Source organism: Klebsiella sp. Shm-1 (assembly GCF_040804525.1).
Lineage (GTDB): Bacteria > Pseudomonadota > Gammaproteobacteria > Enterobacterales > Enterobacteriaceae > Klebsiella > Klebsiella pneumoniae.
The window spans coordinates 799,016-818,672 of sequence record NZ_CP161823.1; the positions used below are offsets into that span (position 1 = coordinate 799,016).

Annotated in this window: 19 protein-coding genes; 10 read left to right on the forward strand and 9 right to left on the reverse strand. The window is 58.7% G+C overall.

Annotated features, from left to right (window positions below; genetic code table 11):
- Nucleotides 1–118 precede the first annotated feature (118 nt).
- Both gcvP and AB1E37_RS03965 read left to right on the forward strand, forming a co-directional pair.
- Nucleotides 119–2,992, forward strand: coding sequence for an aminomethyl-transferring glycine dehydrogenase (gene gcvP / locus AB1E37_RS03960; RefSeq protein WP_004900541.1), 2,874 nt, complete (start codon nucleotides 119–121; stop codon nucleotides 2,990–2,992).
- A 62-nt stretch (nucleotides 2,993–3,054) separates the two neighbouring features.
- The gene (locus AB1E37_RS03965) at nucleotides 3,055–3,798 is read left to right on the forward strand and encodes an SDR family oxidoreductase (RefSeq protein WP_004174442.1); all 744 of its coding nucleotides are present in this window, start codon (nucleotides 3,055–3,057) and stop codon (nucleotides 3,796–3,798) included.
- A gap of 63 nt (nucleotides 3,799–3,861) precedes the next feature.
- Here the strand turns inward: AB1E37_RS03965 and AB1E37_RS03970 are convergent.
- The 7 genes from AB1E37_RS03970 to AB1E37_RS04000 form a co-directional block, all read right to left on the reverse strand.
- Nucleotides 3,862–5,225 (reverse strand): IS3-like element ISKpn1 family transposase gene (locus AB1E37_RS03970; RefSeq protein ID WP_087760150.1). Its coding sequence is split into 2 segments (ribosomal slippage): nucleotides 3,862–4,757 and nucleotides 4,757–5,225, totalling 1,365 coding nucleotides; the frame shifts between segments, so codons are not numbered across the junction.
- Nucleotides 5,226–5,367: 142 nt separating this feature from the next.
- A complete protein-coding gene (locus AB1E37_RS03975) occupies nucleotides 5,368–5,871 on the reverse strand; it encodes a protein disulfide oxidoreductase (RefSeq protein WP_009308618.1) in 504 nt (167 codons plus the stop codon).
- Nucleotides 5,861–6,472: a DsbA family protein gene (locus AB1E37_RS03980; protein WP_009308617.1), complete on the reverse strand. Its 612-nt coding sequence runs from the start codon at nucleotides 6,470–6,472 to the stop codon at nucleotides 5,861–5,863. Before AB1E37_RS03980 ends, AB1E37_RS03975 begins: the two co-directional genes overlap by 11 nt.
- 1 nt (nucleotide 6,473) lies before the next feature.
- Complete coding sequence (locus AB1E37_RS03985; RefSeq protein ID WP_009308616.1) at nucleotides 6,474–8,483, reverse strand: protein-disulfide reductase DsbD; 2,010 nt, start codon at nucleotides 8,481–8,483, stop codon at nucleotides 6,474–6,476.
- 49 nt (nucleotides 8,484–8,532) lie between these two features.
- Complete coding sequence (locus AB1E37_RS03990; protein ID WP_004185561.1) at nucleotides 8,533–8,892, reverse strand: hypothetical protein; 360 nt, start codon at nucleotides 8,890–8,892, stop codon at nucleotides 8,533–8,535.
- Nucleotides 8,893–9,016: 124 nt separating this feature from the next.
- Complete coding sequence (bglA, locus tag AB1E37_RS03995) at nucleotides 9,017–10,450, reverse strand: 6-phospho-beta-glucosidase BglA (protein ID WP_002916322.1); 1,434 nt, start codon at nucleotides 10,448–10,450, stop codon at nucleotides 9,017–9,019.
- A 118-nt stretch (nucleotides 10,451–10,568) separates the two neighbouring features.
- On the reverse strand, nucleotides 10,569–11,297 hold the full coding sequence (locus AB1E37_RS04000) for a MurR/RpiR family transcriptional regulator (RefSeq protein WP_002916321.1): 729 nt from the start codon (nucleotides 11,295–11,297) through the stop codon (nucleotides 10,569–10,571).
- A gap of 49 nt (nucleotides 11,298–11,346) precedes the next feature.
- Between AB1E37_RS04000 and yqfB the strand changes: the two genes are divergently transcribed.
- A complete protein-coding gene (gene yqfB, locus AB1E37_RS04005) occupies nucleotides 11,347–11,658 on the forward strand; it encodes a N(4)-acetylcytidine aminohydrolase (protein WP_004144734.1) in 312 nt (103 codons plus the stop codon).
- 163 nt (nucleotides 11,659–11,821) lie between these two features.
- Nucleotides 11,822–12,481 (forward strand): hemolysin III family protein, encoded by a 660-nt coding sequence (locus tag AB1E37_RS04010; RefSeq protein ID WP_002916317.1) that lies wholly within the window; start codon nucleotides 11,822–11,824, stop codon nucleotides 12,479–12,481.
- Nucleotides 12,482–12,579: 98 nt separating this feature from the next.
- Here AB1E37_RS04010 and ygfZ read toward each other — a convergent pair whose 3' ends face one another.
- Nucleotides 12,580–13,563: a tRNA-modifying protein YgfZ gene (gene ygfZ, locus AB1E37_RS04015; protein ID WP_023286864.1), complete on the reverse strand. Its 984-nt coding sequence runs from the start codon at nucleotides 13,561–13,563 to the stop codon at nucleotides 12,580–12,582.
- Nucleotides 13,564–13,808: 245 nt separating this feature from the next.
- On the opposite strand from ygfZ, the gene sdhE reads away from it, so the two are divergent.
- A complete protein-coding gene (gene sdhE, locus AB1E37_RS04020; protein ID WP_002916312.1) occupies nucleotides 13,809–14,075 on the forward strand; it encodes an FAD assembly factor SdhE in 267 nt (88 codons plus the stop codon).
- The gene (locus AB1E37_RS04025) at nucleotides 14,056–14,466 is read left to right on the forward strand and encodes a protein YgfX (protein WP_002916310.1); all 411 of its coding nucleotides are present in this window, start codon (nucleotides 14,056–14,058) and stop codon (nucleotides 14,464–14,466) included. Before sdhE ends, AB1E37_RS04025 begins: the two co-directional genes overlap by 20 nt.
- Before the next feature lie 6 nt (nucleotides 14,467–14,472).
- Here AB1E37_RS04025 and fldB read toward each other — a convergent pair whose 3' ends face one another.
- Complete coding sequence (fldB, locus tag AB1E37_RS04030; protein ID WP_004144730.1) at nucleotides 14,473–14,994, reverse strand: flavodoxin FldB; 522 nt, start codon at nucleotides 14,992–14,994, stop codon at nucleotides 14,473–14,475.
- Between the two features lie 100 nt (nucleotides 14,995–15,094).
- Between fldB and xerD the strand changes: the two genes are divergently transcribed.
- The 4 genes from xerD to prfB all read left to right on the forward strand — a co-directional run bounded on the left by xerD (nucleotide 15,095) and on the right by prfB (nucleotide 19,650).
- Nucleotides 15,095–15,991, forward strand: a complete 897-nt coding sequence (gene xerD, locus AB1E37_RS04035) for a site-specific tyrosine recombinase XerD (protein ID WP_004144729.1) — start codon at nucleotides 15,095–15,097, stop codon at nucleotides 15,989–15,991.
- 22 nt (nucleotides 15,992–16,013) lie between these two features.
- A complete protein-coding gene (dsbC, locus tag AB1E37_RS04040) occupies nucleotides 16,014–16,727 on the forward strand; it encodes a bifunctional protein-disulfide isomerase/oxidoreductase DsbC (protein WP_002916301.1) in 714 nt (237 codons plus the stop codon).
- A gap of 5 nt (nucleotides 16,728–16,732) precedes the next feature.
- Nucleotides 16,733–18,466, forward strand: coding sequence for a single-stranded-DNA-specific exonuclease RecJ (gene recJ, locus AB1E37_RS04045; protein ID WP_004149758.1), 1,734 nt, complete (start codon nucleotides 16,733–16,735; stop codon nucleotides 18,464–18,466).
- 85 nt (nucleotides 18,467–18,551) lie between these two features.
- Nucleotides 18,552–19,650 (forward strand): peptide chain release factor 2 gene (gene prfB / locus AB1E37_RS04050; RefSeq protein WP_095858446.1). Its coding sequence is split into 2 segments (ribosomal slippage): nucleotides 18,552–18,626 and nucleotides 18,628–19,650, totalling 1,098 coding nucleotides; the frame shifts between segments, so codons are not numbered across the junction.
- Nucleotides 19,651–19,657 lie beyond the last annotated feature (7 nt).

Genomic DNA, 19,657 nt, shown 5'->3' on the forward strand with positions numbered 1-19,657 from the left:
TCGCCGCCTTCCTGCAACGCGAATGATTTTGCGTATTCTGGCCCGGTAAGCATCAGCGCTTGCCGGGCAAACCAGTCAGACAACCACGATTCACCGCACGTTTCAGGAACCATCGCTCATGACTCAGACTTTAAGTCAGCTTGAAAACCGCGACGCCTTTATTGAACGTCACATTGGCCCGGACGCTCAGCAACAGCAAGAGATGCTGAAGACCGTCGGCGCGGATTCGCTTAACGCCCTGATCGGCCAGATTGTGCCGCAGGATATCCAGCTGGCGACCCCACCGCAGGTGGGCGACGCGACTACCGAATTCGCCGCGCTGGCGGAGCTGAAGGCGATTGCCAGTCGCAACAAGCGCTTCAAGTCTTACATCGGCATGGGCTATACCGCCGTGCAGCTGCCGCCGGTCATTCAGCGCAACATGCTGGAAAACCCGGGCTGGTATACCGCCTATACCCCTTACCAGCCGGAAGTATCCCAGGGCCGTCTGGAGTCGCTGCTCAACTTCCAGCAGGTCACTCTGGATCTGACCGGGTTGGATATCGCTTCCGCTTCGCTGCTTGATGAAGCCACCGCCGCCGCCGAAGCGATGGCGATGGCCAAACGCGTCAGTAAACTGAAGAGCGCCAACCGCTTCTTCGTTGCCGCCGACGTCCATCCGCAAACCCTGGACGTGGTTCGCACCCGCGCGGAAACCTTCGGCTTCGACGTCATCGTCGATGACGCCGACAAAGTGCTCGATCACCAGGATGTCTTCGGCGTGCTGCTGCAGCAGGTGGGCACCACCGGCGAAATCCACGATTACAGCAAACTGATCGCCGAGCTGAAAGCGCGCAAAGTGATTGTCAGCGTCGCCGCCGACTTTATGGCGCTGGTGCTGCTGACGGCGCCGGGCAAGCAGGGCGCGGATATCGTTTTCGGTTCCGCCCAACGCTTCGGCGTGCCGATGGGCTACGGCGGCCCGCACGCGGCCTTCTTCGCGGCGAAAGATGAATTCAAACGCTCCATGCCGGGCCGGATTATCGGCGTATCGAAAGATGCGGCGGGGAATACCGCGCTGCGCATGGCGATGCAGACTCGCGAGCAGCACATCCGCCGTGAGAAAGCGAACTCCAACATTTGTACCTCGCAGGTGCTGCTGGCCAACATCGCCAGCCTGTACGCGGTATTCCACGGCCCGGCGGGTCTGAAACGTATCGCTGGTCGCATTCATCGTCTGACCGACATTCTGGCCGACGGCCTGCAGAAGAAAGGGCTGAAGCTGCGTCATGCCCACTACTTCGACACCCTGTGCGTCGAAGTGGCGGATAAAGCTGCGGTGCTGGCGCGTGCCGAAGACCTGCAGATTAACCTGCGCAGCGATATTCACGGCGCGGTGGGCATTACGCTCGATGAAGCGACCACTCGCGAAGATGTGCTGAACCTGTTCCGCGCCATCGTCGGCGACGATCACGGTCTGGATATCGATACCCTGGATAAAGACGTGGCGCTGGATAGCCGTTCGATCCCGGCGGCGATGCTGCGCGACGATGCGATCCTCACCCATCCGGTGTTTAACCGCTACCATAGCGAAACCGAGATGATGCGCTACATGCACGCCCTGGAGCGTAAAGATCTGGCGCTGAACCAGGCGATGATCCCGCTGGGCTCCTGCACCATGAAACTGAACGCCGCGGCGGAGATGATCCCGATCACCTGGCCGGAATTCGCCGAGCTGCACCCGTTCTGCCCGGTCGAGCAGGCGGAAGGGTATCAGCAGATGATCGCCCAGCTTTCCGACTGGCTGGTGAAACTGACCGGCTATGACGCCGTCTGCATGCAGCCGAACTCCGGCGCGCAGGGTGAATATGCTGGCCTGCTGGCGATTCGCCATTATCACGAGAGCCGCAACGAAGGCCATCGCGATATCTGCCTGATCCCTAGCTCCGCGCACGGCACCAACCCGGCTTCCGCGCAGATGGCGGGTATGCAGGTAGTGGTCGTTGCCTGTGATAAAAACGGCAACATCGATCTCGCCGATCTGCGTGAAAAAGCAGAGCAGGCGGGGGCCAATCTCTCCTGCATCATGGTCACCTATCCGTCGACCCACGGCGTGTATGAAGAAACCATCCGTGAAGTGTGCGAGATAGTGCATCAGTTCGGCGGCCAGGTTTACCTCGATGGCGCCAACATGAACGCCCAGGTCGGGATCACCTCTCCGGGCTTTATCGGCGCTGACGTTTCGCACCTCAACCTGCATAAAACCTTCTGCATTCCGCACGGCGGCGGCGGTCCGGGTATGGGCCCTATCGGCGTGAAAGCGCACCTGGCGCCGTTTGTACCGGGCCACAGCGTGGTACAAATTGAAGGCATGCTGACCCGCCAGGGCGCGGTTTCCGCCGCGCCGTTCGGCAGCGCGTCCATTCTACCGATCAGCTGGATGTATATCCGCATGATGGGTGCGGAAGGGCTGAAGCAGGCGAGCCAGAACGCGATCCTTAACGCCAACTACATCGCTACCCGGCTGAAAGACGCCTACCCGGTGCTCTACACCGGTCGCGATGGTCGCGTAGCGCACGAATGCATTCTCGATATTCGTCCGCTGAAAGAAGAGACCGGCATTAGCGAGCTGGATATCGCCAAGCGCCTGATCGACTTTGGCTTCCATGCCCCGACCATGTCTTTCCCGGTAGCGGGGACGCTGATGGTTGAGCCGACGGAATCGGAAAGCAAGGTCGAGCTGGACCGCTTTATCGACGCGATGCTGGCGATCCGCGCGGAAATCGACCGCGTCAAAGCCGGCGAATGGCCGCTGGAGGATAACCCTCTGGTGAACGCGCCGCACACCCAGGGCGAGCTGGTGGGCGAGTGGAACCATCCGTACAGCCGCGAGCTGGCGGTATTCCCGGCAGGGTTGCACAACAAGTACTGGCCGACGGTGAAGCGTCTGGATGATGTCTACGGCGACCGCAACCTGTTCTGCTCCTGCGTACCGATGAGCGAATACCAGTAAGTTTGCGTTTTAGCTAAACTTTTAAAGGCGCTGCGGCGCCTTTATTTTTTTGGAGGGAAGGTATGGGAATAGCTCTTATTAGCGGCGCGAGCCGCGGCATAGGCCGGGCGACGGCGCTGCTGCTGGCGCAGGAAGGGTATACCGTGGCGGTCAATTACCATCACAACATTAACGCCGCCACCGAGGTGGTGAATACCATTGTGGCGTCTGGCGGCAAAGCCACGGCGCTGCGGGCGGACATCAGCGATGAAGCGCAGGTGATGGCGATGTTTGAGGCGATCGACCGCATGGGCGAGCCGCTGACGGCGCTGGTCAACAACGCCGGGATCCTGTTTACCCAGTGTACGGTGGAGAGCCTGAGCGCCGAGCGTATTAACCGCGTGCTGGCCACCAACGTCACCGGTTATTTCCTCTGCTGTCGCGAGGCGGTAAAGCGCATGTCACATCGACATGGCGGTAAGGGCGGGGCGATAGTTAACGTGTCGTCGGCGGCGTCGCGCCTTGGCGCGCCGGGGGAGTACGTTGACTATGCCGCGTCGAAAGGGGCGGTAGATACCCTGACCACCGGGCTGGCGCTGGAGGTGGCGGCGCAGGGGATCCGGGTCAACGGCGTGCGTCCGGGGCTGATTTATACCGAGATGCACGCCTCCGGCGGTGAACCGGGACGCGTGGATCGAGTGAAAGGTTCGCTACCGATGCAGCGCGGCGGCCAGCCGGAAGAGGTCGCTCAGGCCATTGCCTGGCTGCTGAGCGACAAAGCGTCGTATGTGACGGGTAGCTTCCTTGAACTGGCGGGCGGGAAATAACCCGTAGATGTCTATTGCCCGGCGGCGCTGCTGGACTGACCCCATAAAGTTGGATGGTTCATATTAAGCGGCTCTCAGAGCCTGGGTTCGGTACTCTACCGGACTCAGGCCTTTTAATTTCAGGCTTATCCGCTCGTTGTTGTAGTAATGGATATAGTCCTCTACGGCTTTTCTTAGCGCACTGACACTCCTGAACTCCCTCAGATAAAAACACTCCGATTTCAGGGTCCCGAAGAAGTTTTCCATCACTGCATTATCCAGGCAGTTTCCTTTACGCGACATACTCTGCGTCATCCCATGCGCCTTTAAACGTTCCTGATAGCTCCTCATCCTGTAATGCCAGCCCTGATCCGAGTGCAGCAGCGGAGCATCTCCCGGTCTGAGCTTCGGGAACGCACCGTCCAGCATCGTATTCACCATCTCCATCACCGGCCTTTCCGACAGGCTGTAGGCGATAACCTCCCGGTTAAACAGATCGAGAACTGAAGACAGGTAAAGCTTTTTTCCCTGTACCGGGAACTCTGTCACATCTGTTACCCATTTTTCGTTGGCTTTTGACGCACCGAAGTTCCGGCTCAGGATATTGGGCGCGGCCTCGCCCGTTCTCCCTTTCCAGGCACGATATTTTTTCGCCCTTATCACAGACCGGAGTGACAGTTCTGCCATCAGCCGCTGCACTGTTTTATGGTTTATCCGCAGCCCCTGTTTTCTCAGTACGAGCGTGATCCTGCGGTAGCCATAACGACCTTTGTGATAGTGGTATATCTTCCTGATGTTCTCTTTAAGACCCGCATACCTGTCCCCTTGCTTCAGTGCATTCATATTGTAATACCACGTGCTACGGGACATACCGGCCGCCCGCAGAAGGTCCCGCAGAGCGTGTTCGTGCCTTAGTTCACTGATTATCAGGGCTTTTTGCCATTTTTTTCGCTCTGAACCAAGGCTTTCAACTTTTTTAGATAGGCATTCTCTGCCCGCAGATAACGCAGTTCGGCCCTGAGCTCTTCGGGGGAGAGTTTTTCCAGCTCTTTATCTGTCAGTGGTGGGATATTTTTTGGCTTTGTCATTTTTCCGGGCCGTCCGCATTGTATGTTTAAAAGACCTTCCGCTCCGGCATCGTTGTACACGTCGAGCCAGCGCCGGACAAGTATTTCTGCGGAGAGATTAAACCGGGCAGCCGCTTCACGCATCGTCAGGCGGTCACTGATAACCGCCCGGACGACCACGAGTTTAAATTCATCGGAATAATGATTATTTTTTGCAGTCAGGCCTTCTGCACCGTGGAACTGCCATGCCCTGACCCAGCGACGGACAGATGTTCTTTCAATACCAAAAAGGTCGGCTGTACTCTGTTCTCCGTCTTTACCGGACAAATAATGATTAACCACAGCCAGTTTTGTTTCAGGGGAATACTTTGGTTTAGCCATAAAATTGCACCTTACTCAGTTGGGTGTCCAACTTTTGGGGTGCAGTCCACTGCGCTTGCCGGGCCTACGGGGTCAAAGCCGAATGGTAGGCCGGGTGGCGGATACGCCTTACCCGGCATAAAAACCGCTAAAGCCCGACGGTCTACCAGGAGGCCAGCCACAGCCGCAGGCGCATTCCCCAACTGCTGGTCCAGCCGGTGGTAACCGACTTCACCTCGCCTTGAGAAATGACCACCAGCGTTGGCGTTACCTGGATATCCCACTGCCGCGCCAGCTGGCCGCTTGGATCATTCACCGTCGGCAGCGCCAGTTTCTTCCTGGTCAGCCACTTCTCCAGCGCGGCGTTATCGCCGGAACGCAGGGCTACCGTCAGCACATTGCCGCCGTCGGCGGCAAGCGATGCCACCGACGGCGTGGTATAGCGACAGACTCCGCACCAGGTCGCCCAGACGTACAGCAGCAGCGGCTTTTGCTGGCTCATGGCGTTCAGATCCAGCGTCCTGCCGTCGAGTGTCTGCAGCGATGTGGCGCTGACGTTTTGCGGCAGCGCGGGCTGGCGAAAATAATCCACCGCCAGGCTCACCGCCGCGCCAATCAGCAGCCACACCGCCAGCTCGCGCAGCCAGCGCCTGATTTTACTGGCCACGGGCTTTCGCCAGCTGTTCTTTCACCAGCCCCTCCAGGTCTTCAGCAGGGATCGCGCCGGCCACCATCTGATCGCCGATGATCGTTGCCGGGGTGCCCTGTATATTCAGCACCTGCGACAAAATCAGGTTCATCTTCAGCGAATCCATGGTCTTGTCATCGATATTTACGCTATCGGTAGCGGTTTTCTTCTGCGCGGCGGCGATACTGGCGTCATCGTGATAGCCTTTTTTCGCCATCAGCCGCTGATGCAGCGCCCAGAATTTATCGGGCTGCTGACGCCAGGTGGAGAGCGCGATTTTAGCGGCATTCACCGAACTCTGCCCTTTAAACGGCAGCAGCTTAACGATGAGCTGGATGTCCGGATTATCGTGCACGATTTTTTCCAGCAGGGGATCAAACTGTTTGCAGTAAGGGCAGTTGTAATCGGTAAACGAGACGATTGTGAGTTTTGGCTCTTTCGCGCCGGTGCGCGGGCTATTCGGATCGTTAAACAGCAGCTGGGCTAACTGGTCATTACCGTTCGATTGTGGTTCTTCCGCCGGGGCGGCGAAGCTGAAGGCCGATACGCACAGCAGTAATAAGGCGGTGATAGCTCTCATGTTATTTTCCTTTAGCGGCGGACAGGGTGGCGAGAAGGTGTTCGCGGTCTAACAGCGCAGGCAGAATCTGTCCCTGCGGCAATTCCGGTCCGTAAATCTGGTTAAACGGCACCGCGGCGCTGCCGCGTGCGGTTAAAAACTGACTAATGTCAGCGGAGGGGCGGCTCCAGTCGCCGCGTAAGGCGATCACATCTGGCGCTAACAGCGCCTGCTGGACGTCGTCGCGCAGCAGCACGTTGTATTTATTGGCTTTACAGGTCACGCACCAGTCGGCGGTGACATCAATAAATACCCGTTTATGCTCCGCCAGGGCGCTGGCGATAGCCTGCTCGCTGAGCGGCTGCCAGTTAACCCGGTCGCGGCGCGGGCCCTGGCCGTCCTGTTGGGCAACAAAGGCGACGGCGCCCGCCACCACGATGGCCAGGGCGCCCGCGCGCAGCGCCGTCCGCCAGCGGTAGCGCCAGGCGGTGGCCACTAGCAGGGCGATGGCCAGCATCACCAGCAGGGTAAGCACCGGCGTACGGCCGATGTGGATCGTCAGCAGGCTGACCAGCCATAGCGCTGAACCAAGCATCATTAGCCCCAGCACCACCCGCAGATGATTCATCCAGCGGCCCGGGCGTGGCAGTCGTTGCGCCAGACCCGGCCAGGCAACGATCAGCAGCCACGGCAGGCTCATGCCGATCCCCATGGCGAAGAAAATGCCCCACAGCAGCGGCAGGGGCGCCACCAGCGCCACCGACACGGCGGTACCGAGGAACGGCGCGGTGCAGGGCGTCGCCAGCAGGGTGGCGAAGGCGCCCTGCCAGAAATGGCCCATTAAGCCGTTGCCGCCGCGGGTGGCGAGGAAGGTGCTGGCGCTGGAGGATAGGCGGATTTCGAACAGCCCCAATAAACTGGCGCTGAACAGCACCATCACCAGCGCCATCGCGCCGATAAACCACGGGTTCTGGAACTGGATGCCCCAGCCGAGCGCCTGATTCCCCAGGCGTAGCGCGGTCATCATCAGCGCCAGCGCCAGGAACGAGACGACGATCCCAAATACCGAGGCGAGGAACTGCCGCCGCACCGCGCCGCGTTCGCGACCTTCGGTTTGCACCAGCGAGCCGAGCTTCATCGCCAGCACCGGCAGCACGCAGGGCATGACGTTGAGAATTAGCCCGCCGGCCAGCGCCATCAGCAGCACCCAGCCTAACGCCAGCCCCGGCGCGGCGCTGCCGGCGGCGACGGCGACTTGGCTTTCCTGCGCCTGACCGCTATCGGCCAGCACCAGCGACAAGGTTTTACCGCGCAGATCCGGCGCCGCTTCGCCCCAGCTATCGGTGACCGGTACGGTGGCGGTCAGCGTATCGCTGCGGGTGGTAAAGCTCGGCTTGCCGAAATCGACATCCTCCATGCTGTCGATAAACAGCGCTGGCTGCTGCCAGCCGGCATCGCGGCGGGCGGTCACCGTCAGTTTGCCGCTGACGTAGCTGGCGGTCAGCTGCGAAGTCAGGCCATCGCGCAGCGGCAGTGTGCCCATCGCGCGGGTAAAATCATAATTAAATCGCTCCCCCGCCGGAGTCGTCATATCCAGCGAAAAGGGGTAGTCAGTGAGAATGCAGACATTGCTGCAGGTAGAGAGCGTCAGGACGCCGCTAAGCGTCGGCGGTATCTTCCCGCGCAGCGTCATCGGGAAGCTGACGTCGCCGTGATAGCCCTGAGTGGAAATGCCCGCGACGTCGAAGCGCTGCGGCGTCGGCCAGCGCCAGTTCACCTCCAGCGGCGTGTGCCAGGCGATAGCCGGCGCGATGCCGCCTTCCCCTGGCGAGCGCCAGTAGGTTTTCCAGCCCTTTTCCAGCGCTACGTCTAAAAGCAGGCGAGTGTCGCCATTGCTCTCGGTTTGCGCCCGCAGGCGCACGCTGGCGTGTTGATTGTCGGCGGCGCGCAGCCAGCCGCTGTCGGCGGCCTGGCTGACGGGCAGCCATAGCCAAAGCAGGCAGACCAGTAGTCGCCTGAATACCATATACATAAGTTTGCTCCGTAAGTGATGAATTAACCTGAACTGCCAGGAGAATCAATCACTCACGGAAGACGCATAATCGCAGATGCACCCGCAATCGGGGTGAGGAGATAACGCGGGGAGGCCACTGGCGTTCGATACGCGGCGGGATCGCCGCCAGCACCGCCAGCAGCAGGGTGATAGCCAACAGCGCCCCTTCAAACAGCATCGGCGGAACGGCCATCAGCGACTTGGCGCTGAGCTCGCACGGCGTGACCGGCGCCTCGGCCTGATCCTGGTTTTGCTGTAGCGACGGGCTGTCGGCGGTGAGGTTCATGACCAGCGCGTGCATCCCGGCCATCCGTTGAGCGGTGCAGGTTAGCACCACCAGACAGGCCAGGAGGACAAAAAGAATGGCTTTGCGTTGTCGCTTAATCATGATTGCCTCAAATATTCACGAGGCTTATCTTAACGGGCGAACGGGTTTTGGCAATGGTAAAGCTGTAAAGAAGTGTCTGGCGGATAAGCAATTAGCCCTCCCCCGGCCGGGAGAGGGCGGTTAGTTACAGGTTCTCACCGTTGCTGGCGATGACCTCTTTGTACCAGTTAAAGCTCTTCTTGCGCGAGCGGGACATGTCGCCGGTGCCATCGTCGTGTTTGTTGACGTAGATGAAGCCGTAGCGTTTGCTGTACTGCCCGGTGGTGAAGGAGACGCAGTCGATGCAGCCCCATGGGGTATAGCCCAGCAGATCGACGCCGTCATAAGTGACCGCTTTGATCATCTCTTCGATGTGGGCGCGCAGGTAGTCGATGCGGTAGTCATCGTTGATGCTGCCGTCGGCTTCTACTTTGTCGTAGGCGCCAAAGCCGTTTTCCACGATAAACAGCGGCTTCTGATAACGCTCATACAGTTCACACAGAGAATAGCGCAGGCCGACCGGGTCAATCTGCCAGCCCCAGTCGGAGGCTTTGACGTGCGGGTTCGGCACGCTGCCTTCGAAACCGGAAATGGCATCGCCGGTGCCGCCCTCGGCTTTCACCGCGTTGGTCATGTAGTAGCTGAAGCCGAGATAGGCGCAGGTACCTTCGCGCAGGATCTGCGCGTCGCCGTCTTCCATCCTGATGTTGAAGCCGCGGCGTTCCCATTCATTCAACACATAGCTCGGGTAGTAACCGCGCAGCTGGACGTCGGTAAAGACGTAGCGCTCGCGCATCGACTCCTGGGCGAACATGACATCTTCCGGTTTGCAGGAGTAAGGGTAGAGGGCGACCATCGCCAGCATGCAGCCGACCTGCATGTCCGGGTTGATGCGCCGCGCCGCTTTCACCGCCAGCGCGCTGGCCACGAACTGGTGGTGCAGCACCTGGTACATGGTCTCTTCCGGATTGTCATGCTCGGTATAGACCACCCCGGAGCAGCAGTAGCCGAACAGCGGCGCGCGCCAGTTGCGCTGGTTGTTGATCTCGTTAAAGGTCATCCAGTATTTCACTTTGTGCTTATAGCGCTCGAAGACCACTTCGGCAAAGCGCACAAAGAAATCGACCACTTTGCGGTTGGTCCAGCCGCCATACTGCTGCACCAGGTGCAGGGGCATCTCGAAGTGGGAGAGAGTGATCACCGGCTCGATGTTGTATTTCAGCAGCTCGTCGAACATGTCGTCGTAGAACTTCAGTCCCTCTTCATTCGGCTGGGTTTCGTCACCCTGCGGGAAGATGCGGGTCCAGGCGATAGAGGTGCGGAAGCACTTGAAGCCCATCTCGGCGAACAGTTTGATGTCTTCTTTGTAGCGACCGTAGAAGTCGACGGCTTCGTGGTTCGGGTAGTATTTTCCCGCTTCGACCTGGTGGGTGATTTCGCGCGGCACGCCGTGCGCCCCGCCGGTCAACACATCGCAGATGCTGGGGCCTTTGCCGCCCTGATCCCAGCCGCCTTCAACCTGATGCGCGGCGACCGCGCCGCCCCATAAAAAATCTTTCGGAAGGGTTAATTTTTTCATCCTGGCTAATCTCTCTAATAACTATTGTTCTCGAGTCTAGCAAAGTGAAAGTGAATGTCACGATATAACAAATTCCGCCAAAGGTAATATGTTACATCAAAAAAACAGGCTGTTATTTTTAGCTGATTTTGCGCGCTAATTTACGTCCGAGGGATTCGAGAATATAGATCACTGGAATTTGCGTTGTAATATCGTAGACGCCGCCAATGCGCGTCTGCGGCACGTGCCAGGAGAGATTGAAATCAGCCAGTTTGGCCAGCCGCGAATGCTCATGGCTGGTAATCGACATCACCTTGCAATGATGCAGGCTGAACTGGCTGGCAAAGCGCAGGATCTCTTCCGTCTCGCCAGAGACGGAAAGCACGATCGCCAGCGCGTTGCGGGCCATATCGTTGGTTACAGGAAAATAGGGGTCGTCAATATGGTTGCTGAATTTACCGACGTTGGAGAAGAAGCGTGCGCCATATTTCGCCAGCGCGCCGGAGGTGCCGGCGCCGACAAAAATAATACGTTCGGAGGCGAGAATAATATCGACGGCCTGCTCGAGTAATTCATCGAACTCGTCATTATTGACGCTTTTAAAAAAGCTCATTATTTCGCTGGCGCCGATATTTGCCTGTTGAGGCTCATTCTGCTCGAGATATAATTTAAAGCGCACGCGAAATTCAGAGTAGCCCTCGCACTGCAGTTTGCGGCAGAAGCGTAACACGGTGGTCGTGGAGACCCCGGCGGCCTCGGCCAGTTCGCGGATGGTCATGTACATCACTTTGTCACGATTTTTAATGACGTAGTGGTAGACCATCATCTCAAGATTATTGAGACTGGCGACAGCGGCGTGGGAGAACATACTCACAGGGCGAACTCACAATTCATAATGACCAGGACGGAATTATATCATGCAGGCCAATGACATTACCTTTTTTCAGCGTTTTCAGGACGACATCCTCGCCGGGCGCAAAACCATCACCATTCGCGATGCAGCGGAGTCGCACTTTAAGCCCGGCGATGTGCTGCGCGTTGGGCGCTATGAAGATGACGGCTATTTTTGCACCATCGCCGTGACCGCGACCTCGACGGTGACGCTCGATACGCTGACCGAACAGCATGCGCAACAGGAGAATATGACTCTCGGGCAGCTGCGGCAGGTCATCAGCGACATCTATCCTGGCGAGAGCCAGTTTTATGTCATTGAATTCAAAACGCTTTAAGATAATCAGGAACAGCTGTGAGTTGAAATAAAAATGTAACTTTATGATTTTAAAGTATTTACAAATATACATCGTTTTATTTTAGCTAACAGGTGTTCACTGGAATCATTCTCAGTTACCCTAAGTGGGCAATGAAAGCGTTCTTGTTTTCACGGAGTCCAGTATGGTTCGCAAACCATTAATCACTCAGGGATATTCTCTGGCAGAGGAAGTTGCCAACAGCATCAGCCACGGGATCGGGCTGGTGTTCGGTATCGTCGGCCTTGTGTTGCTGCTGGTGCAGGCGGCGGATACAAACGCCAGCGCGACGGCGATCGCCAGCTACAGCCTGTACGGCGGCAGCATGATTATGCTGTTCCTCGCTTCCACGCTCTATCACGCGATCCCGCATCAGCGGGCGAAACAGTGGCTGAAGAAATTCGACCACTGCGCCATCTATTTGCTGATTGCCGGGACCTACACGCCGTTTTTGCTGGTGGGGTTGAATTCACCGCTGGCGAAGGGGCTGATGATCGTCATCTGGAGCCTGGCGCTGCTGGGGATCCTGTTTAAGCTGACCATCGCGCACCGCTTTAAAATTTTGTCGCTGGTGACCTATCTGACCATGGGGTGGCTGTCGCTTATCGTGGTCTATCAGCTGGCAGTGAAGCTGGCGGTGGGCGGGGTAACGCTGCTGGCGGTTGGCGGGGTGGTGTACTCGCTGGGGGTCATCTTCTACGTCTGCAAACGTATTCCCTATAACCACGCTATCTGGCACGGTTTCGTGCTCGGCGGCAGCGTGTGTCACTTCCTGGCGATTTATCTTTACATCGGCCAGTCCTGATAAACATCCCACGGTGGCGCTGCGCTTACCGTGGCTACGATATTCTGCGGCCGGGTAGCCCGGCTAAGGCGCAAGCGCCGCAAGCCGGGAACTTTTCCTTAATCTTCTTCCAGAGAATACGGCAATGGTTTGATGCTCAGGCTGCCGGCATCGTCGCGCACGCGGAACACGCTGTCCGGTTCCATGTCGTTATTCATCACTACCTGGACCATCAGGCTTCCGTCATCCAGCTGTACGGCTGCCAGCACCGTACCGGTGCGGCGCCAGTTGTCGCCCATCTTCAGCTCCAGGTCTTCCCCGGCTTCCGGCACCCGGCTGGCGGTCCCTGACAGCGTCCACAGCGCGCGCTTATTGGCGCCGCGGAATTTCGCCCTCGCGACCATTTCCTGGCCGGTGTAGCAGCCTTTTTTGAAGCTGATGCCGCCCAGCGCCTGCAGGTTGGTGGCCTGCGGAATGAACTGCCCGCTGTTGGCGCTGTCGATAACCGGCAGGCCGGCTTCAATATTCAGCGCCAGCCACTGTTGGCTGTTGTTAAACTGCGCTTCGCCGCGCAACGCGTCGGTGACGCGGTTGGCGGTGTCGACATCGGTCACCAGCAGGAAGCGCTCGCCCGGGTGTTCAAACCACAGCAGGCTGGTGGCGCCTTCGCTGACCACCGGGGTGGCAGCGTCGGGCAAGGCGGCGAACAGCGGCGCCAGCGCGGCGCGCGCCTGGAAGCCGGCTACTCCCAGCAGAACCAGATCGTCGTTGGCGGCAATGGTGACTTTGGAGAAGACGGCATATTTTTTCAGCTCGGTCAGCTGCGCGTCGCGCAGGCTGCGGCGCTCAATCCACGCGAAGCCGCCCTCGCGACGGAATACGCGCAGGTTGCTCCACATCTTGCCTTTGGCATCACAGTGGGCGGCAAGCAGATGCTGGGCATCGGTGAGATGACTCACATCGGCGGTAATCTGCCCCTGCAGATATTTTTCGCTGTCCGGCCCGCTAATTGTCGCCAGCGCCCAGTCATCCAGGGTCATCAGCGTTAACGGCAGACGAGCGGAAGAGGAAGGCTGACGCGGAGGAAAAGGTGTAAAAGCCATAGTCATATCCTGAATCGCTTAACGCAGTGTGTGTGACCAATGGTAAAAGAGCTATAGTGCATTGCAAGTGCTTTCAACAGGCCATTTGTGCGCTGGCGTGAGACAGCCGCCTGACGCAGGGAATCAATAAACCCATCATTATTTTAAGGTTTTTATGGAAGGATGCTCGCATTCAGCGATATTCCTGTAAAGTTACGGCAGAAAACGGGTTAAACTAACCTATATTTTGCTGCTGGAAGGTCAACATGGACATTAACAATAAAGCACGTATCCACTGGGCATGCCGCCGCGGGATGCGCGAACTCGACATCTCCATCATGCCGTTCTTTGAGTATGAGTACGATACCCTCAGCGACGCTGACAAACAGCTGTTCATTCGCCTGCTGGAAAATGACGATCCGGATCTGTTCAACTGGCTGATGAACCACGGCAAACCGGCCGATGCGGAGCTGCAGCGGATGGTAACCTTAATTCAGACACGGAATCGGGAACGTGGTCCTGTGGCAATCTGATCTCCGTATCTCCTGGCGCGCGCAGTGGTTTTCCCTGCTGCTTCACGGCGTGGTGGCGGCCCTGGTGCTGTTGGTTCCCTGGCCGCTGAGCTATACCCCGATCTGGCTGCTGCTGCTGTCGCTGGTGGTCTTCGACTGCGTGCGCAGCCAGCGGCGGATCCATGCCCGTCGCGGGGAGATAAAACTGCTCACCGATTCCCGTCTTCGCTGGCAAAACGCCGAATGGGAGATCCTCGGGACGCCGTGGGTTATCAATAGCGGTATGCTGCTGCGTTTGCGCCATGTCGATACCCGGCGCGGACAGCATCTTTGGCTGGCGGCGGACAGCATGGACGCCGGAGAGTGGCGCGATCTGCGCCGGCTGGTGCTGCAAAAACCGGCGCAGGAGTAAGCCGCGTCAGGAAAAGTGTTCGGCCATTTCGCCGAGGATCTGCTCGCACCAGCTCTGGATGCGCTCGTCGCTCAGGTCGTACTGGTTGGTTTCATCCAGCGCCAGGCCAACGAACAGTTGGCCATCGGCGATCACCGGTTTCGGGCTGGTGAACTCATAGCCTTCGGTTGGCCAGTAGCCGACAAACTTCACGCCCTTGGTCGCCAGCTTGTCATGCAGCATGCCGAGCGCGTCAAGGAACCATTCGCCGTAGCCCAGCTGATCGCCCATGCCGTACAGCGCGACGATCTTTCCCTCGAGGTTCAGGGTGTCCAGCTGATCCCAGACCGCTTCCCAGTCTTCCTGAATTTCGCCGAAATCCCAGGTCGGGATGCCAAGGATCAGTACGTCGTACTGGCTCATCAGCGCGGGGGAGTCATCTTTCAGATTGTGCAGCGTCACCAGTTCGGGGCCGATGATATCGCGGATTTTCTCCGCGGCCATTTCGGTGTAGCAGGTACTGGAGCCGTAAAACAGACCTATATTCATCGCGTAAACATCTCGATTCTTGCCGTGAATGGCGGGCAGTGTACCAGAAAGGCGTCCTCTTAAGGCATAATGAGAGCGTTTAACGAACAAAGAGGCCGATGTGAAACAGGATCTGGCACTAATCGAACAGTTTCTCGATGCCCTTTGGCTGGAGCGCAACCTGGCGGAGAATACGCTCAGCGCCTACCGTCGCGATTTGACGATGTTAGTTGAGTGGCTGCACCATCGCGGCCTGTCGCTGGCAAGCGTTGGCAGCGACGATCTGCAGGCGCTGCTGGCTGAGCGGCAGTCCGGCGGCTACAAAGCCACCAGCACCGCGCGCCTGCTGAGCGCCGTGCGCCGTTTTTTCCAGCATCTGTACCGGGAAAAAATTCGCCCGGACGATCCCAGCGCGCTGCTGGCCTCGCCGAAGCTACCGCAGCGGCTGCCAAAAGATCTCAGTGAGGCGCAGGTTGAGCGCCTGCTGCAGGCGCCGCTGGTGGAGCAGCCGCTGGAATTGCGCGATAAAGCGATGCTGGAGGTGCTGTATGCCACCGGCCTGCGCGTCTCGGAGCTGGTGGGGCTGACGATGAGCGACATCAGCCTGCGGCAGGGCGTGCTGCGGGTGGTGGGAAAAGGCAACAAAGAGCGGCTGGTGCCGCTGGGGGAAGAGGCGGTACTGTGGGTGGAAAATTACCTCGAGTATGGTCGCCCCTGGCTGCTGAACGGCGTGGCGTCGGATGTCTTATTTCCCAGCCAGCGCGCCCAGCAGATGACGCGCCAGACCTTCTGGCACCGGATTAAACACTATGCCGTACTGGCGGGGATCGACAGCGAAAAGCTTTCCCCGCACGTGTTACGCCATGCGTTCGCCACGCATTTGCTCAATCATGGCGCCGATCTGCGCGTGGTGCAGATGCTGTTAGGACACAGCGATCTCTCCACCACGCAGATATACACCCACGTGGCGACCGAGCGTCTGCGACAACTTCATCAACAGCACCACCCGCGGGCGTGAGTGCTGAACAAAAGGACTGAGTATGAAAAAAGGTTTATTGATGTTCACCCTGCTGGCGGCCTCCCTTTCAGGAGCGGCGCACGCCGATAGCGCGGCAATTAAACAGTCGCTGGCGAAGCTGGGTGTGCAGAGCACCGATATTCAACCATCGCCGGTTTCCGGGATGAGCACGGTGCTGACCGACAGCGGCGTGTTGTACGTGACCGACGACGGCAAACATATCATCCAGGGGCCGATGTACGACGTGAGCGGCGCGCAGCCGGTCAACGTCACCAACCAGCTGCTGCTGGGTAAGCTGAACGCGCTGAGCAATGAGATGATTGTCTACAAAGCGCCGAAGGAGCAGCACGTCATCACCGTCTTCACCGATATTACCTGCGGCTACTGTCATAAACTGCACGAGCAGATGAGCGACTACAACGCGCTGGGGATCACCGTGCGCTATCTGGCCTTCCCGCGCCAGGGTCTGCAAAGCCAGGCGGAGCAGGACATGAAGGCCATCTGGTGCGCGAAAGATCGCAACAAAGCGCTGGATGACGCCATGAATGGTAAAGGCGTGCAGCCGGCGAGCTGCAGCGTAGATATCGCCAAACATTACACCCTCGGCGTGCAGATGGGCGTCAACGGTACGCCGGCGATGGTCCTCAGTAACGGCATGGTGCTGCCGGGCTATCAGGGGCCGAAAGAGCTGAAGGCGTTCCTTGATGAGCACAAAAAACAGACAAGCGGTAACTGATTCGCGTGAAACAACAGATACAACTACGCCGCCGCGAGGCGGTTGACGGCGTCGAACTCCCCGCCGACCTGCCGCCGCTGCTGCAGCGGCTATATGCCAGCCGCGGGGTGCGCAGCGCGCAGGAGCTGGAGCGCAGCGTCAAAGGCATGCTCCCCTGGACGCAGCTCACCGGCGTTGAAAAAGCGGTCGAGATGCTGCATGACGCGTTCCAGAAAGGGTTGCACATCGTGGTGGTCGGTGATTTTGACGCCGACGGCGCCACCAGCACCGCGCTCAGCGTGTTGGCCCTGCGCGCGCTGGGTTACGGCAACGTCTCCTATCTGGTGCCGAACCGCTTTGAAGACGGCTACGGTTTAAGCCCGGAAGTGGTCGATCAGGCCCATGCTCGCGGCGCGCAGATGATCATGACCGTCGACAACGGGATCTCGTCCCATGCCGGCGTCGATCATGCCCATGCGCTGGGGATCCCGGTGCTGGTGACCGATCACCATCTGCCGGGCGAGACGCTGCCGGCGGCGGAAGCTATCGTTAATCCCAACCTGCGCGATTGCGACTTCCCGTCAAAATCACTGGCCGGGGTGGGGGTGGCGTTTTATCTGATGCTGGCGCTGCGCACTTTTCTGCGCGATAAAGGCTGGTTCGACGCTCGCGGCATCCCCGCGCCGAACCTTGCCGAGCTGCTGGATCTGGTGGCGCTTGGCACCGTCGCGGACGTCGTGCCGCTGGATGCTAACAACCGTATCCTCACCTGGCAGGGGTTAAGCCGCATTCGCGCCGGCAAATGTCGGCCCGGTATTAAGGCGCTGCTGGAAATTGCCAACCGCGATCCGCAAAAGCTGGCGGCCAGCGACCTCGGTTTCGCCCTCGGGCCGCGCCTGAACGCGGCGGGACGGCTGGACGACATGTCGGTCGGCGTCGCGCTGCTGCTGTGCGATAACATCGGCGAAGCGCGGGTGCTGGCCAACGAGCTCGATGCGCTTAATCAGACGCGCAAAGAGATTGAGCAGGGGATGCAGGCGGAAGCGCTAACGCTCTGTCAGCAGCTGGAGCGCAGCGCCGATACCCTGCCCGGCGGGCTGGCGATGTACCATCCGCAATGGCATCAGGGGGTAGTCGGCATTCTCGCCTCGCGGATTAAGGAGCGCTTCCATCGCCCGGTTATCGCTTTTGCGCCTACCGGCGACGGCACGCTGAAAGGCTCCGGCCGTTCCATTCAGGGGTTGCATATGCGCGATGCGCTGGAGCGCCTTGATACGCTTTATCCCGGGCTAATCCTGAAGTTCGGCGGCCATGCGATGGCGGCGGGCTTATCGCTGGAGGAGGCGCGTTTTGAAGAGTTTCAACAGCGCTTCGGCGAGCTGGTGACCGAATGGCTGGATCCTGCGCTGTTGCAGGGCGAGGTGGTTTCCGATGGCCCGCTGGCGGCGGCGGAGATGAGCATGGAAGTGGCGCAGATGCTGCGCGACGCCGGGCCGTGGGGGCAGATGTTCCCGGAACCGCTGTTTGACGGTCGTTTTCGCCTGCTGCAGCAGCGGCTGGTGGGCGAGCGTCACCTGAAGGTGATGGTCGAACCGGTTGACGGCGGGCCGCTGCTGGACGGTATCGCCTTCAACGTTGATACTTCCATCTGGCCGGATAACGGCGTGCGTGAAGTCCAGTTAGCCTACAAGCTCGACATCAACGAGTTCCGCGGCAACCGTAGCCTGCAGCTGATCATCGATCACCTCTGGCCAAATTGACAACAGTGTAGGAATAAGGGCGCGAATCCGGTAGAATTCCGCTCTTATCACCGCATTTTGACAAATCCATTAAAAGAAACCGACCATGTTTGAAATAAATCCGGTAAAAAACCGCATTCAGGACCTCACGGAGCGCTCCGACGTTCTTAGGGGGTATCTTTGACTACGATGCCAAGAAAGAGCGTCTCGAAGAAGTAAACGCCGAGCTGGAACAGCCGGACGTGTGGAACGAACCCGAACGCGCCCAGGCGCTGGGTAAAGAGCGTTCTTCCCTGGAAGCCATCGTAGATACCCTGGATCAGATGTCCCAGGGGCTGGAAGACGTTGCCGGCCTGCTGGATCTGGCCGTGGAAGCGGATGACGAAGAGACCTTTAACGAAGCCGTCGCCGAGCTGGATACCCTGGAAGAGAAGCTGGCGCAGCTTGAGTTCCGTCGCATGTTCTCCGGCGAATACGACAGCGCCGATTGCTACCTTGACATTCAGGCCGGTTCCGGTGGCACCGAAGCCCAGGACTGGGCCAGCATGCTGATGCGCATGTACCTGCGCTGGGCGGAAGCGCGCGGCTTTAAGACCGAAATCATCGAAGAATCCGAAGGTGAAGTCGCGGGGATTAAATCCGTGACCATTAAGATCATTGGCGATTACGCCTACGGCTGGCTGCGTACGGAAACCGGCGTTCATCGTCTGGTACGTAAGAGCCCGTTCGATTCCGGCGGCCGCCGTCATACCTCCTTCAGCTCCGCGTTCGTTTACCCGGAAGTGGAAGACGATATCGATATCGAAATTAACCCGGCCGACCTGCGCATTGACGTATACCGCGCCTCCGGCGCCGGTGGTCAGCACGTTAACCGTACGGAATCCGCGGTGCGTATTACCCATATCCCGACCGGGTTGGTGACGCAGTGCCAGAACGACCGTTCGCAGCACAAGAACAAAGACCAGGCCATGAAGCAGATGAAAGCAAAGCTTTATGAACTGGAGATGCAGAAGAAAAATGCCGAGAAGCAGGCGATGGAAGACAACAAGTCCGATATCGGCTGGGGCAGCCAGATCCGCTCTTACGTGCTGGATGACTCGCGTATTAAAGATCTGCGTACCGGGGTGGAAACCCGCAACACTCAGGCGGTGCTCGATGGCAGCCTGGACCAATTTATCGAAGCAAGTTTGAAAGCAGGGTTATGAGGAACCA

Bases quoted from the DNA above. Each gene is read 5' to 3' on its own strand.
- AB1E37_RS03965 (WP_004174442.1), top strand. From the start codon at position 3,055: ATGGGAATAGCTCTTATTAGCGGCGCGAGCCGCGGCATAGGCCGGGCG.
- sdhE (WP_002916312.1), top strand. From the start codon at position 13,809: ATGGACATTAACAATAAAGCACGTATCCACTGGGCATGCCGCCGCGGG.
- ygfZ (WP_023286864.1), bottom strand. From the start codon at position 13,563: ATGGCTTTTACACCTTTTCCTCCGCGTCAGCCTTCCTCTTCCGCTCGT.
- AB1E37_RS04010 (WP_002916317.1), top strand. From the start codon at position 11,822: ATGGTTCGCAAACCATTAATCACTCAGGGATATTCTCTGGCAGAGGAA.
- gcvP (WP_004900541.1), top strand. From the start codon at position 119: ATGACTCAGACTTTAAGTCAGCTTGAAAACCGCGACGCCTTTATTGAA.
- AB1E37_RS03990 (WP_004185561.1), bottom strand. From the start codon at position 8,892: ATGATTAAGCGACAACGCAAAGCCATTCTTTTTGTCCTCCTGGCCTGT.
- yqfB (WP_004144734.1), top strand. From the start codon at position 11,347: ATGCAGGCCAATGACATTACCTTTTTTCAGCGTTTTCAGGACGACATC.
- AB1E37_RS04000 (WP_002916321.1), bottom strand. From the start codon at position 11,297: ATGTTCTCCCACGCCGCTGTCGCCAGTCTCAATAATCTTGAGATGATG.
- AB1E37_RS03980 (WP_009308617.1), bottom strand. From the start codon at position 6,472: ATGAGAGCTATCACCGCCTTATTACTGCTGTGCGTATCGGCCTTCAGC.
- fldB (WP_004144730.1), bottom strand. From the start codon at position 14,994: ATGAATATAGGTCTGTTTTACGGCTCCAGTACCTGCTACACCGAAATG.
- AB1E37_RS03985 (WP_009308616.1), bottom strand. From the start codon at position 8,483: ATGTATATGGTATTCAGGCGACTACTGGTCTGCCTGCTTTGGCTATGG.
- bglA (WP_002916322.1), bottom strand. From the start codon at position 10,450: ATGAAAAAATTAACCCTTCCGAAAGATTTTTTATGGGGCGGCGCGGTC.
- dsbC (WP_002916301.1), top strand. From the start codon at position 16,014: ATGAAAAAAGGTTTATTGATGTTCACCCTGCTGGCGGCCTCCCTTTCA.